Source organism: Marinomonas piezotolerans, from assembly GCF_003362755.1.
Classification (GTDB): Bacteria; Pseudomonadota; Gammaproteobacteria; order Pseudomonadales; family Marinomonadaceae; genus Marinomonas; species Marinomonas piezotolerans.
In genome coordinates this window covers 14123-29137 of record NZ_QKRA01000003.1, presented here as the reverse complement: position 1 = coordinate 29137, position 15015 = coordinate 14123, and the positions used below count along the sequence as shown (strand labels likewise).

The 15015-nt window shown below is 46.3% G+C and carries 13 protein-coding genes; 9 read left to right on the top strand and 4 right to left on the bottom strand.

Going from position 1 to position 15015, the window contains the following annotated elements:
• Positions 1-141 precede the first annotated feature (141 nt).
• Positions 142-1740, top strand: a complete 1599-nt coding sequence (gene nadB, locus DN730_RS07625) for an L-aspartate oxidase (protein WP_115467532.1) — start codon at positions 142-144, stop codon at positions 1738-1740.
• A gap of 404 nt (positions 1741-2144) precedes the next feature.
• On the opposite strand, the gene DN730_RS07620 is transcribed toward nadB, so the two are convergent.
• On the bottom strand, positions 2145-2429 hold the full coding sequence (locus DN730_RS07620) for an FAD assembly factor SdhE (protein WP_115467531.1): 285 nt from the start codon (positions 2427-2429) through the stop codon (positions 2145-2147).
• 324 nt (positions 2430-2753) lie between these two features.
• On the opposite strand from DN730_RS07620, the gene DN730_RS07615 reads away from it, so the two are divergent.
• From DN730_RS07615 to DN730_RS07590, 6 genes are all read left to right on the top strand, one after another.
• Positions 2754-4061: an ABC transporter substrate-binding protein gene (locus DN730_RS07615; RefSeq protein ID WP_115467530.1), complete on the top strand. Its 1308-nt coding sequence runs from the start codon at positions 2754-2756 to the stop codon at positions 4059-4061.
• 114 nt (positions 4062-4175) lie between these two features.
• Positions 4176-5036 (top strand): carbohydrate ABC transporter permease, encoded by an 861-nt coding sequence (locus DN730_RS07610; protein WP_115467529.1) that lies wholly within the window; start codon positions 4176-4178, stop codon positions 5034-5036.
• 10 nt (positions 5037-5046) lie between these two features.
• Complete coding sequence (locus DN730_RS07605; RefSeq protein ID WP_115467528.1) at positions 5047-5877, top strand: carbohydrate ABC transporter permease; 831 nt, start codon at positions 5047-5049, stop codon at positions 5875-5877.
• 18 nt (positions 5878-5895) lie between these two features.
• On the top strand, positions 5896-6999 hold the full coding sequence (locus tag DN730_RS07600; protein WP_115467527.1) for an ABC transporter ATP-binding protein: 1104 nt from the start codon (positions 5896-5898) through the stop codon (positions 6997-6999).
• Complete coding sequence (locus DN730_RS07595) at positions 6992-8422, top strand: mannitol dehydrogenase family protein (protein WP_115467526.1); 1431 nt, start codon at positions 6992-6994, stop codon at positions 8420-8422. Before DN730_RS07600 ends, DN730_RS07595 begins: the two co-directional genes overlap by 8 nt.
• 95 nt (positions 8423-8517) lie before the next feature.
• On the top strand, positions 8518-9402 hold the full coding sequence (locus DN730_RS07590) for a helix-turn-helix domain-containing protein (protein WP_115468017.1): 885 nt from the start codon (positions 8518-8520) through the stop codon (positions 9400-9402).
• 65 nt (positions 9403-9467) lie between these two features.
• Here the strand turns inward: DN730_RS07590 and xylB are convergent, their stop codons facing one another.
• A complete protein-coding gene (gene xylB, locus DN730_RS07585; protein WP_115467525.1) occupies positions 9468-10958 on the bottom strand; it encodes a xylulokinase in 1491 nt (496 codons plus the stop codon).
• 259 nt (positions 10959-11217) lie between these two features.
• Between xylB and ygfZ the strand changes: the two genes are divergently transcribed.
• Positions 11218-12129, top strand: a complete 912-nt coding sequence (ygfZ, locus tag DN730_RS07580) for a CAF17-like 4Fe-4S cluster assembly/insertion protein YgfZ (protein ID WP_115467524.1) — start codon at positions 11218-11220, stop codon at positions 12127-12129.
• Between the two features lie 39 nt (positions 12130-12168).
• Here the strand turns inward: ygfZ and ung are convergent, their stop codons facing one another.
• Together ung and DN730_RS07570 are read right to left on the bottom strand one after the other, a co-directional pair.
• On the bottom strand, positions 12169-12861 hold the full coding sequence (gene ung, locus DN730_RS07575) for a uracil-DNA glycosylase (protein ID WP_115467523.1): 693 nt from the start codon (positions 12859-12861) through the stop codon (positions 12169-12171).
• A gap of 20 nt (positions 12862-12881) precedes the next feature.
• Positions 12882-13760 (bottom strand): phosphotransferase, encoded by an 879-nt coding sequence (locus DN730_RS07570; protein ID WP_115467522.1) that lies wholly within the window; start codon positions 13758-13760, stop codon positions 12882-12884.
• A gap of 89 nt (positions 13761-13849) precedes the next feature.
• Between DN730_RS07570 and hexR the strand changes: the two genes are divergently transcribed.
• The gene (gene hexR / locus DN730_RS07565; protein WP_115467521.1) at positions 13850-14710 is read left to right on the top strand and encodes a transcriptional regulator HexR; all 861 of its coding nucleotides are present in this window, start codon (positions 13850-13852) and stop codon (positions 14708-14710) included.
• Positions 14711-15015 lie beyond the last annotated feature (305 nt).

Here is a 15015-nt window from a genome sequence, read left to right as displayed (position 1 = left end):
TTAAATGCACTCTCCTCATGATCAATGAGTATATTCGATTTGTAATGAGGATCGTAACGTTACAGCGTTTATTGATAAGGTATTCATTGCGGCTCCAAAGCCGTGTAATATTGATTCGTTTACACTTGCTAGAACAATAACATGAGCCAACATTTACATCACGAAATCGTCATCATAGGCGCTGGCGCAGCTGGCTTAACGCTCGCGCTCGAACTTGCCGCCACACACCAAGTCGCTATTTTGACTAAAGGCGATATTACAGAAGGCTCAACTTTGTATGCTCAAGGTGGTGTCGCTGCCGTACTCTCAGACAAAGACACAATAGATTCACACGTTCAAGATACAATTTCTGCTGGTGTTGAGCTTGGCGATGAGCAGGCGATCCGCTTTACAGTTGAGCATTCCAAAGAAAGCATTGATTGGCTTATTGAGCAAGGCGTTCCTTTTACTCGTCAAAATGGGGACGACAGCTACCATCTAACCCGGGAAGGTGGCCATAGTCATAGGCGTATCATTCATGCTGCCGATGCGACAGGCTTAGCGATTTCCAACACGCTAATAAAAAATGCTGTCGCTCATCCCAACATTCACTTTTACCCTGATCGGATGGCGATTGATGTAGTGACGACAAAAAAACTGGGGTACAGCGGGGAAAATCGTGCTATTGGCATCTACGCACTAAACCAAGCAAAAGACCAAGTCGAAGTATTTCACGCCCAGCGTGTTGCCTTAGCTTGTGGCGGCAGTAGCAAAGTCTATCTCTATACCAGTAACCCAGACACGGCATCAGGCGATGGCATAGCAATGGCTTGGCGTGCGGGATGTCGTGTTGGCAACATGGAGTTCAATCAATTCCACCCGACATGCCTGTATAGCGCCAAGGCTAAAACATTCCTCATTTCTGAAGCAGTTCGCGGTGAAGGTGGTCGGTTACTTCTGCCTGATGGTAGTCGTTTTATGTTCAACTTTGATGACCGTGGTGAACTTGCGCCACGAGACATCGTCGCTCGTGCCATAGACCATGAGATGAAACGGTTGGGAATCAAACATGTATTACTTGATATCTCACACAAAGACCCCGAGTTCATTCAGGAGCACTTCCCTACCATCCATCAAAGATGCTTGAATTATGGTTACGACCTGACCAAAGAACCCATCCCAGTGGTACCTGCTGCACATTACACGTGTGGAGGTGTCGTTGTAGACCAAAACGGTGCCACAGACGTCGATAACCTCTATGCGATTGGCGAAACCTCTTATACAGGGCTACATGGTGCCAACCGTTTAGCAAGCAACTCGCTACTAGAGTGTATTGTGTATGCTCGAGCGGCTGCTCGAGATATTCTAACTGATACCTCTCCACGCGGAGATTTTGCCATCCCCGATTGGGATGACTCTAAGGTGACAAACTCTGATGAAGACGTTGTCATTACTCACAACTGGCATGAACTACGACGTTTTATGTGGGATTATGTCGGCATCGTTCGTACCAACAAACGCTTGTTACGCGCTAAGCACCGAATAGATCTGTTGCAGTCTGAGATCGACGAATTTTACTCAAACTATAAAGTATCGGCAGATTTACTCGAACTTCGAAATCTTGCTGTGGTATCAGATTTGATCATTCAATCTGCCAGCTTACGAAAAGAAAGTCGCGGCTTACACTTCACTCTCGACTACCCAGAAAAACTTGCGCAATCAGGGCCGACGATTTTGCACCCTAACCCACCGATCACTTAGTTTGTGGCGAAGTGACCAACTTTGCCACGCTTAATAGTGAACGCACTTTTCGATAATCTGTGGGAGCAAATTGGTCTCGATATAAAAATACATGACTAAAAAAGCAGCGGTGCATTAACCGCCACCACCATGACGTACTGACGTTAGGCTTTACCACTAACGTCATCCAATAATCATTTTGATACCTAAGCTCTGCCTTATACCAGCAGCCCCATTGTTTAAGGTAGGTAGTATTTTGATCGAATCGAATGTAGACGGGAGCGAGCCTTCTTGTGACTAAAAAGCCACCCAAGATAACGGCCCAAACCAGTAAGTATGAAAAAGGCGGGGGCTGAAAGAATGCCGTCAGGATTGTCGCCGCAATAAAATATAGCAGCGACATACCACCAGCAATACGAGACGCTTTAAGCGCGATAATGTTCTGGCTGCACACGAGTAACAATAATATCGACAATACGCGCTAAATCGGGATCTTCAGGCACTTCCTTTTGCATAAACCAAGGAAAGATCTCCTGATCCTCACACTCAATCAGTTTATAAAAACGTTGTTTATCTTCTTCGCTCAAAGTCAGAAACACTTCATCTAAAAATGGCTCAAACAAAACATCTAATTCGAGCATACCACGGCGACACTGCCATTTGAGGCGCTTAAACCCCATCGCTTCTTTACTATCTATTCTATCTGTCATGAGAAGACTCCAACCAATGTCGCGACATTATAGCGACTCCGTTGCACTGGGCAAATATGACTGCAAAGCCTTGTAATGCTTTTTTGACACGAATCTAAGAAAACCCATTATTTAGGGCGCAAATACTGCATAGTCAAAAGAGTATTATTTTGACTACATTTTTGATCAAGTTAACTAAATGAAGCAGAAAAGTACAAAAAATAAGCGATATATGTATTAGCGAGTCAATTAATGTATCCACTATATTAACTGTACTTGATCAAACTTAGATCAAGACCACTAGGTGCGACAATAAAAAGAAACTTACCCAAACTGGGAGAACCTATGAACAGTCTTACCAAAACAGCCGTCGCTTGCGCGGTTTCTCTCGCTGCGATGAACGCTTTCGCAGAAACTCAAATTACAGTAGCCACAGTAAACAACGGCCACATGATTGAGATGCAAAAACTAACGCCCGAATTTGAGAAAGCTTACCCAGACATCAAAGTAAAATGGGTAACGCTGGAAGAGGGTGTATTACGTCAAAACGTTACTCAAGATATCGCTAACGGTAGTGGTCTTTATGACGTAATGACCATTGGTATGTACGAAGCACCTATTTGGGGTGAACGCGGTTGGTTGGAACCAATCGATACCAGTGGTTCTTATGATGTGAATGATATTTTGCCGTCGATCCGTGGTGGCCTGTCTTACGACGGAACCATGTACGCTTCACCATTTTACGGCGAAAGCTCTATGGTGATGTACCGTAAAGATTTGGCTAAAAAAGCGGGTGTAACAATTAGTGATCGTGATAGCTGGGAGCACATTCGTGATGCTGCAGCCGCAATGAACGACCCTGAAAATGGTGTTTACGGCATCTGTCTACGGGGTAAAGCAGGTTGGGGGGATAACATGGCCTTCTTGTCAGCCATGGCTAACTCTTTCGGCGCTCGTTGGTTCGATATGGATTGGAAGCCACAACTTGAATCAGACGAATGGAAAAATGCCGTCAACTTCTACGTCGACATGCTGAGCAAATACGGACCTCCAGGTGCAAGTGGCAACAGCTTCAATGAGAACTTGGCGCTATTTAACGAAGGAAAATGTGGGATGTGGATCGATGCCACGATCGCAGCCTCTTTCGTCACTGACCCTAAGCAATCTAAAGTCGCTGACCAAGTTGGCTTCGCCCAATCCCCTTACGCTGTAACGGAAAAAGGCGCTAACTGGTTGTGGTCGTGGGCGCTTGGGATTCCCGCCGCTACCCAAAAAGCGGACGCAGCTCAAAAATTTGTCCGTTGGGCAACATCCAAAGACTACATCAAGCTGGTTGGGGCTAAAAATGGTTGGGGAGCGGTACCAACGGGTACTCGTCAATCCACCTACGAAAACCCTAAATTCCAGAAAGCTGCAGTCTTTGCAGATGCAGAGCTAAAAGCCATCAAATCAGCGAACCCGAACGACAGCACTTTGAAACCTTCTCCGTATGTGGGAGTTCAATTCGCGGCGATTCCTGAGTTCCAAGCAATTGGCACAACGACAGGGCAGATGGTATCCGGTGCGTTAGCTGGCAGCTTGACCGTAGACCAAGCTCTAAAATCTGCTAACCGTTCTGCAGATCGTCAAATGCGTCAAGCCGGCTACTACTAGTCGACCGTTTGTCTCTAGTCGCAATCGATGACGAGCGGGGAGATTGACATCCCCGCTCATTTCGATTTTTACGTCTCGAGACGCGCTCATCAGCTAATAACGAGAGAAAATCCCATGAAGCGTTCAATCACTCGCTTACTAATGGCGCCCTCAGTCATATTGCTACTGGTATGGATGGTCGTGCCATTATCAATGACTATCTATTTTTCTAGCATCAACTACAACCTACTCTACCCAGGTCGCAACAATTTCGTCGGTTGGATGAATTTTGAGTTCTTTGTCACCGACCCCGGTTTCTGGATAGCGATCTCTAACACACTAACCCTACTGCTTTCAGTGCTGATCATCACTGTTGTGCTGGGTGTGGCTCTGTCTGCACTCATCGACAAGCCTTTCGCGGGGCGTAACGTTGTGCGTGTTTTACTGATTTCGCCATTTTTTATCATGCCTACTGTCAACGCTTTGATTTGGAAAAACATGATGATGAACCCGGTATACGGGATTTTCGCGTGGATATCTAACAGCTTAGGTTTAGAGCCAATCGACTGGCTGTCTAACTACCCTCTTGTATCTGTCATTATCATGGTGAGTTGGCAGTGGCTACCGTTCGCGATTCTCGTATTCGTAACCGCGCTACAGTCTCAAGACACAGAGCAAAAAGAAGCCGCACAAATGGATGGCGCGACAGGATGGCATATATTCCGCTACCTAACAATTCCTCATTTAGCTCGCCCTATTGCCGTTGTGGTAATGATTGAAACTATTTTCTTGCTTGCTGTGTTTGCGGAAATCTACGTTTCGACAGGTGGCGGGCCAGGCTATGACAGCACCAACTTAGCCTACCTAATATACAACCAAGCACTCTTGCAATACGACGTGGGTGTCGCCTCGGCGGGTGGTTTATTCGCTGTCTTACTCGCAAACATCGTCGCGTTTTTCTTAATCCGCGCTGTCGGCAAAAACCTAACAGTGTGAGGGCTTTAATATGACTTTAACGCAACAACGCAAACTCAAAACCATTTTGGTGGGGATCGCTTCATGGACGATTGCTCTACTGTTATTTTTCCCGATCTTTTGGATGTTTATCACGTCCTTTAAAACAGAGCTGCAAGCCATTTCAGTACCACCGCAGTTGTTCTTTGAGCCCACACTGGAGAATTTCACCATTGTGCAAGAACGCAGTGACTACTTAAAACACGCTTGGAATTCTGTGGTTACCTCATTTGGTGCCACGATTTTGGCACTTATCATTGCCATTCCATCAGCGTACGCCATGGCGTTTTTTCCAGGTAAGCGCACTAAAGATATCCTCCTTTGGATGCTGTCTACCAAGATGTTGCCGGCTGTTGGCGTCCTAGTACCGATCTATATTTTAAGCCGTGACTACGGATTACTCGACACGCAACTAGGTCTAGTCATTATTTTTACCTTAATGAATTTACCAATCATTGTTTGGATGCTGTTCTCATATTTTAAGGACCTGCCAAAAGAAATTTTAGAAGCGGCTCGTATGGACGGTGCTTCGCCTTGGGGTGAAATGACCAAAGTCGTTCTACCACTTTCTGTCGGAGGAATCGCTTCAACAGGTCTGTTATCCATTGTGCTGTGTTGGAACGAAGCCTTCTGGTCTCTCAACCTAACAGCTTCTGAAGCGGCACCATTGACAGCAATGATCGCATCTTACTCCAGCCCTGAAGGCTTATTCTGGGCCAAATTATCCGCTGCCTCTACCTTAGCATGCGCACCTATTGTTGTGTTCGGCTGGTTCTGTCAGAAGCAACTTGTACAAGGTCTAACCTTCGGCGCTGTGAAATAATTTATAGGAATAATAATAATGGCTTACTTAAACATTACCGAGCTTCAGAAACACTACGACAACTATCACGCGTTGCGCGGCATTAATCTAAAAATACAAGAAGGTGAATTCATTGTCTTTGTTGGCCCTTCTGGCTGCGGCAAGTCCACTCTTTTACGTACCATTGCGGGCTTAGAATCCAGCACCGGAGGGAGCATAGATCTTGATGGCCGAGACATCACAGAGTTGGCGTCCTCCAAGCGCGACTTAGCGATGGTTTTTCAATCCTATGCCCTATATCCACACATGACCGTAGCCGACAACCTTAGCTTTGCTCTGCGACTCGCCAAAGAAGATGATGCCGTCATCAAAGAAAAAGTGTCTTCAGTCTCGGCCTCACTGCAACTAGACAAGTTGCTTGAACGAAAACCAAAAGAATTATCCGGTGGACAACGCCAACGTGTTGCCATTGGTCGTGCCATCGTACGTCAACCTAAAGTTTTCTTGTTCGATGAACCGCTTTCGAACTTAGACGCCGCTCTACGTGTACAAATGCGCTTGGAGCTTGCACGTCTACACAAGAAGCTTGGAACAACCATGATTTACGTGACCCACGACCAAGTGGAAGCCATGACGCTCGCAGATCGTGTAGTTATCCTTAATGCTGGACAAATTGAACAGGTGGGCACACCACTTGAATTGTACCGCTCACCAAACAGCCGATTTGTAGCCGAATTCATAGGCACCCCAAAAATGAATTTGATCAAACTTGATGGCTTAACGCGTGAAGGCGACATGCTGCAATTAAAACTCATGGACACCTTAATAGACTTCCCGGTTGCTCGTGTCCACGGCCCACTCCCGTCTAACGCCACCATAGGTATTCGTCCAGAGCATTTGACGATCGTATCTGACTCAGGTGACTTAACTGGACGAGTTGAGTTGATTGAACATCTAGGCTCAGAAGCCTACACCCATATCCGTTTGGCAAATGATCAAACGATCATTGTAAAAGCGCCTGCGAGAACAGAAATAAAAGATGGCGAAATGATACAGATCCGCGTTGATCGCGACGAATTAATTCTTTTTAATGAAAGTGATCGTGTTTTCTCTGTCGTACCAGAGGAAGCAAACCATGAGTAATCATTTAGTCGCCACGAAAAACGTCGAGCAACTTCTTGCCCGTGATTATCAACGGACTGACATCCAAGCGGGCGTTGTTCATTTGGGCGTGGGTGCTTTTCATCGCGCCCATCAAGCTGTTTATTTTGATCGCCTCTTGGCGACCACAGAGGGAAAAAATTGGGGGATTATTGGTGTTAACCTTCGCCCTCAAGACTCTAAAGGCTTTCGTCAATTAGCTGAGCAAAAAGGCGAATACATACTAAAAACGATGGACTCTGAAGGCGCAACGGAATACGAGCACATCCGCTCTATTGTTGACTTAATAGACGGTGCAGAAACTCCCGAACGCGTTGATCACATCATTGCAGACAGCGCCATTCAACTCATTACCTCAACGGTGACAGAAGGTGGGTATTACCTCGATGAAAATCGAGAGCTAATGAAAGATCACGCTGCAATCAAAGCCGACTTAGCGGGTGAAAGACATACCATTTATGCGTTTTTATATGAAGGTTTAAAACGACGCAGCCAAACATCTAACGCCAAAATAACGCTCTTGTGCTGCGATAACTTACGCCACAACGGTAAAGTTCTTGAGTCTGGGTTAATGCAATTCTTAGCGGCGAAAGGTGATACGGAACTGTCGCAATGGGTGCAACATAACGTAGCTTTCCCTTGCTCCATGGTGGATCGCATTACGCCAAAACCTAATCCTGAGCACGGTATCGATGTGCAACACCGATTTGGCATCAATGACCAAATGACCGTCATGGGGGAGGATTACATTCAGTGGGTGATTCAGGATCATTTTGCAGGTAAAAAGCCATCACTCGATCAAGTGGGCGTACAATTTGTTGAAGATGTCGCACCTTATGAAGAAGCCAAAATACGTATTCTCAATGCCGGACACACCAATGTGGTTTATCAAGCAGCCTTAAAAGGGATGACATATTTTGATGAAGCCATGCGTGATGCTGAACTAAGACAGTACTTTGAGGCATTCATTATCGAGGATGCCATTCCTGCGATTGGAGACTCCATTGTAGACCTCGATGCCTACTATCAAATCATCGCGCAACGATTTAGTAACGCAAACATAGGCGATACTGTTGAGCGCATTTGCACCGACGGCTATGCAAAATTCCCAATTTTTGTCTATCCGTCGTTAGCTGGGTGCTACGCCATTGGACGCACCCCGTCAAAAACCATTCAGGGCATCGCAGCATGGTTCACGTATTTTCAAAAAGCACGTCACAAAGCCATCGCTACACCTTATCACGAGCCTAATGTGGATGCGTTATCCATTTTTACTGATGATGAGGCTGGAATAGATGCCTTTACTAAGGACCGCTATTTATGGGGTAATATTCCAGTTGATTACCCCTCGTTTACGAAGGATCTGACTCAAGCAATCGTTGCTATGCAGGCTCACTACGCATAGCACTTTATAGTGCGCTGACGTCTTTTATACGCAGCGCACTTATATCGAATATGATAGTGATGCGTAACGCATGCTTAACCGAAGCTGGTGATACTATGACAACAACAAAACGACTCACCCCGGAATACGAACTACTTGATGAAGGTATCGAAACCATTCGCTATTTAGAGCATGGCTACCCGAGCGAACTTATTCGCTGGCATGCTCACGACGATTACGAATTACACTTCATTGTCGCCTCGACAGGCAAAGTATTTGTCGGAGATTACATCGGCAATTACAAGCCAGGACAATTGATACTAACTGGCCCTCGCCTCCCCCATAATTGGATTTGTCAAAATAACGATACCTCTGTTCCCTTGCGTGACATGGTCATTCGCTTTGATCACGAGTCCTTTGAACAAGGGTGCAAGATCATCCCAGAATTGGCCGAAATCATGCCAATGCTGCAACGAGCTAAATCTGGTATCGAATTTCTCGACGTGGACTACGATTTCTTAGAAGAGACATTTAGTAAAGTACGTGATTCAAGCGGGCTTCAGCGCGTCATTACTGCTCTTCCGCTCTTGCATATGTTGTCCCACAGCCGTAATTATCGATTGCTGTCTACTGTGCAAATCGACTTAAAGTCGAGCGAAACTTTGCAACGAAAAGTTAATACGGTTGTTGATTACGTCTCCCAAAACTACGCTAACGACATAACCCTCGCAGATGTCGCCAACCTTATCGGCATGTCTGATAGTCATTTCTCTCGCTTCTTTAAAAAAGCCACAGGAAATCGCTTCACCGAGTTTGTTAATCGCATGAGAGTCAGCCGAGCTTGCAGTTTACTCACTGAAACCGATCAACAAATCGCTAATATCTGCTTTCAAGTGGGCTTTAACAATGTTGCCAATTTCAACCGACGTTTTCATGAATTAAAGGGAGTGACCCCTCGAGATTTTCGGTCGCAATATAATGAGCGAATCGAAGGGATGTGACGTCAGTTCGCATTAACATTTCACTAAAAAGAGGCGCATCAACGTATTGCTGATGCGCCTCTTTTTTAAGCGACGATTTCTGCAAGCATTTCGCTCATCAGTGACGTTTGCTTATAGAGCGCGCCATAGATCTGATATTTGCTTCGATAATAGTCTTGCAATGCAGTGTCTGGAGCATGGCTTGCAAGAACGCTTGGGAGGGTGCAATGATCCTTGATAAGCGCTTCGATAGCGCCCCCCTCTCGCTCCCTCTTACCCAACAAGGCCAGCCGAGCGGCACCTAGCCCTGGCCCGACATCCCCTCCATCTCGATAAATTAGCGTCTTATTCAACACATTTGCCATAATCTGACGCCATATGGCACTACGCGCACCACCGCCAATAAGTGATAACTCACTTACATCGCTGCCGGCACTGGAAAGTGCACTCTGACAATCCAACATGGAAAATGCGACACCTTCCAACACCGCCAAACACATCTCTGCTCTTGTCGTATTATTCATCACGCCGAAGAACTGTCCACTTGCAAACGGATCATTAATTGGCGTGCGCTCGCCATTGAGGTAGGGTAAAAACACTACCCGTGTCTTTGTTACGCCGCTCCGCTCTAACTCATCCATAAGATCAGGAACAGTCATATTCACCGTGTTTGCAAACCAGGTTAACGAGTTTGCAGCACTCAAAGTCACCCCCATTTGATGCCAACGATTCGGCAGTGCATGACAAAACGCATGCACCGTGTTTTCAGGGTTCGCATTGTGGACCTGAGACACACTAAAATAAACGCCCGACGTGCCCAGCGAAACAAAACCTTGGCCAGGCTCTGTCACCCCCATACCAACCGCTCCGGCTGCGTTGTCCCCAGCACCTGCTACGACAGGTATTTCACCCAGACCCAACGCGACAGCAACGGACTTTGAAACATGACCAACAATCTCATGCCCCTCAAAGACTCTAGGCATATGCGCTACGGTGAGATCGCACATTGCTAGTAATTGCTCATCCCACATTCGTGTCTCTGGATTCAGCCAAAGTGTGCCAGCGGCATCGGAGCAATCGGTTGCAAATGCTCCAGTCATACGAAACACCATATAATCTTTGGGCAATAACACCTTAGCTAATTGCGCAAAGATGTCAGGCTCATGCTCTTTTACCCACGCTATTTTGGGTGCCGTAAAGCCTGGCATTACCAAGTTACCAGACAGCGTTAACAGCTCAGGGTATCGGCGCATTAAAGATTCGCATTGGCTTTTACTACGACCATCATTCCAAAGAATACAAGGACGTAATACCTCGCCAGCTCGATTCAGTAACGTCGCACCGTGCATTTGTCCAGAAAAACCGAGCGCTTCGATTGCAGAAAAATCACAGACATTACGCAGCTGCTGACACACATCTACCAGAGCAAGCCACCATTCTTCTGGAGATTGCTCGGACCAAGTCGCTTTCGGAGACTGAACCGTTAATGAGCAGGACGCCTGCGCAAGTACATCACCCGCTCCACTTATGACGACACCTTTGAGGCCTGATGTGCCTAGATCTAAACCTAAAAACATAAAGATTACCCACAACAAATATTCATCATACGCCTACTCTTTATAGACATTTATACGACGCTGATGAGGCTGACAATTTGGCAAAGATCTTAGTGTCAGAAGATCCGCACCAAGAGTCAATCTTGCAACGCAGATCTGCATTTTTTGTATTACAGATGCACAGAAACCATCAATTTTGATGGCAATCATTTACGCGCATTGAAATGAATAGGGATGCCCTCATATAAGTCTCATACCGCAACTATTTATCGAGGTCGATATGCAACTCGAGCAACTTCTTAATGATCACCTACCGCCAACCAGCTACGCACACTCAAAAGACATGGGAGTTATTTGTGTCACTGGACCCGATAGCAAAAAATTTCTTCAGGGTCAGCTTACCGCCGACGTGGACAAAATCTCGACGAATTACAGTAGTTTTGCCGCAGTTTGCACGCCCAAAGGACGAATCATCGCTAATTTCTTTGTGCTGCAACATGATGAAAATGCCTATTGGCTAGTCGTCAAACAGGATGCTCTCAGCACCCTACTCAATCACCTTAAAAAGTACGCCGTTTTTTTTAAGACTGAACTGAACGATGTCAGCGATCAATACACCGTGAGCTCCATGTTTGCGCGAACCGATAACACCGAGCCTCAGGAGCAATATCCCGCTCAAATCCCAACAAGCTACCAAGAAGGGTGCAGCCAACTAATCCTAGATAATACGTTTTATCGCCAGACCTTAACGGTCGCTCCCGTCGGCGAAGAGCTACCTGACGCAGAAGATCCAGCGGCACACGAAATTATGGCGTTACTTGCTGCACGTCCGTTGTTATCGCAACAAGACAGTGAAGAGCTACTCCCCCAATGGATCAATATGCAGCGCAATGGCGGAATCAGCTTTACGAAGGGCTGCTATACTGGACAAGAAATCGTCGCACGTATGAAATACCGCGGTAAGTCCAAAAAACATTTGGCGCTCGCGTGCGCTGACATGGCTCTCCAGCGAGGTGATGACATCGTAAATTCAGAAGGAAAGACAATTGGTGAGGTCTTTCAAACATCAGATACCGGTGCGGTACATGTTGCCCAGATCATATTAAATATAGACTCTAATGAACTGGAACACGCGACCGTCGGTGACGCAAAAATCGAGCTACTGCCTCTCCCGTATCAACTGGACTCATAATATAAAAGAGCGCCAATTCAGGCGCTCTTTTATCGTGTTCTACAACAGTTCTCCTTGCAAGTGACCCCCCCAATCGATCGCTGCGCTACCAATTGCTTCCAAGTATGCATTGGCCTTAGAAAAATGCTGACAACCTAAAAAACCTCGATAAGCAGACAATGGTGAAGGGTGAACAGTTTCAAGTACTAAGTGCTTATTACGATCAATATGGCGTCCTTTTTTTTGCGCATAAGCGCCCCACAACATAAAAACGACGCCATTGTGATGTTCATTTATCAAACTGATCACGCGATCTGTGAATTGCTCCCAGCCTTGGTTTTGATGAGATCCGGCTTTAGAGGCTTCAACCGTTAAAACACTGTTCAACAACAACACTCCTTGTTTCGCCCAATTCATCAGATAGCCATGGCGTGCAATCGGAATATTCAAGTCTCCATTAAGTTCTTTATAGATATTCATCAATGATGGAGGAATTTTAACATCTGGCATGACAGAAAAAGACAAACCATGCGCCTGCCCCGCACCATGATAGGGGTCTTGGCCAAGTATCACGACCTTAACTCTGGAAAACGGCGTCGCTTCGAAAGCATTAAAACGATGCGTTTGTGGAGGATAGATCTCTTTACCTAATGCCTCCCGCTGAGCAAGAAAGTCCATTAAGTGCTGCATGTAGGGTTGTGCAAATTCTTCAGCAAGATGAGCTTGCCAATCAGAAGGAAGTGTCATGGACATGGTTAAAACCTAATGTGTGCTCACGTCTTAAAATATGGGTTAAATTGCGGATTATTCTGTAAGGAATGGTACCACTCCAGACAATTAAGGTCGCCTGGCGCGGTGAGCTCTTTCAACAGCAACCAAACCAACTCACGTAATACGTAGGCTTGGCGGTACGCCTCTATACTCCTCTGATCAACACGCGACATTGGTACCGATAGAATCTGAGCCGCGACACTTTCAAGCTGTTGCTTACTAAGGTGATGGGAGTGGGCCAATACAGCCAAATCAAACAATGGGTCATTCATCCCTGCGCTCTCCCAATCAATCAGCCATACCTTTTGGGGTTGGACAATGAAATTCTTTGGGATTAAATCATTATGGCAAAGAGCCAATGAGTGAGGCCTGATGGGAGGGTCTATTTGCTGAAGCCACTGACAGGCCAAGCGCCAATACAGAGCCACATCATCGAATCGATCATGGTCCGCGATTTGAGTGAGCCAATCGTCAATTATGACAAAAACATCGTATTCGTAGCTAACACGAGACATTCGATGCAATATTGCCACGGCCGCACCAACTAACGTTAACGTCTCAGTGGTATGAGCAACATCCCAAGAAAACGTCGTCCCCATCAAAAACGTACTGACAACGGCTCCATCACCGTCATCCCAACAAATGTTTGATGTTAGCCCTCGCGCATAGGCATCACGCCATACGAGCTTCTCTACGTCTCGGTCAATATGAAAGCACGAAGCATCCAATCCAGGTATGCGCATTACAAGTTGAGGCTTACCCGCCCAACTGAGCTGATACACCTTGTTTGAAAAGCCTTCATCCAGCGTGATCACATCAATTTCTTCGTTCTGCGGTAAAATTGCGTTCAACCGCGCCAAATAGTCAGAAACTAAACACATTATCAATCACTTATTGCCAGAGGGGGAAACCGCTGTCAGAATGTCCTTGATAGCCTTTCGAGTCAATACAATACTGTTGAAGCACATAGATGAATAAGCATGAAGATATTATTCGCAGAATCCAAGAGCAACTAACAACGCTAAGCAAGTCTGAGCGTAAAGTTGCAGAAGCGATTCTGGCCGACCCTAAAACCACGATTCATTCGAGTATCGCCAAGTTGGCAGCGCGAGCTGAAGTGAGTGAGCCGACCGTAAACCGCTTTTGTCGCAGCCTTATTGGTAGTGGGTTCCCTGATTTTAAAGTTGCATTGGCCCAAAGCCTCGCCAAAGGCACCCCCTATGTAAATTTGAACGTAGAACCAGACGACGCTCCCGGCGCCATTACCAACAAAATTTTTGAAGCCGCTAAAAATAACCTTACGCGCGCTCAAGAACTTCTTCCAGAAACCTTAATTAGCCGTGCCGTAGACGTGCTTGCCCAGGCTCGCAGAATAGAATTTTACGGACTAGGCGCATCCGGCCCGGTTGCAAAAGACGCACACCACAAATTTTTCCGGTTAAACATGCCTGTCGTCGCTTACACCGACATACTCGTGCAGCGTATGGCCGCAGCAGGCACCCACCCTGGTGATGCAGTTGTGATTATTTCTTTGTCAGGACGGACACTGCCGCTAATTGAAACGGCTCGGGTTGCTCGGGAAGCGGGGGCTACAGTGGTTGGCATCACCAATCCAGGATCACCGCTAACCAATCATTGCTCTATTGTTTTGCCGATTGAAGAAACAGAAGACACTGACATCTATACACCTATGAGCTCACGTATCGTCTACTTAACATTGATCGATGCGCTTGCAACAGGCGTGCTCTTAAAACGTGGACCTGAGTTTAACGAACACCTACGCAAACTCAAACTCAGTGTTCAAGACACTCGTCTACCGAAACAAGACTAGTGCCAATTCAAAGCGGGTGTAGCGCCCGCTTTGAGTTCATTTAGGACTCGACGTACCCACACTCCATCAGGCTGCCCCTCTCTTTAGCGCGCCATAGGCATCTACCGTAGAATAAAAATACCACTCATCCACGTCTGATCAGAGATTTTTGAAACGATACCGTAGATTTTTGAAAGATAAACCCTTTATCTCTGCCTAGAATCGCCCGTCAGGTTGTGAATTGGTCAATTACTTGTCGCCACTTTCATGGACATTCAACCTACTTCATCACTATCAATGATGACAATAACCTAACGTATATCGTG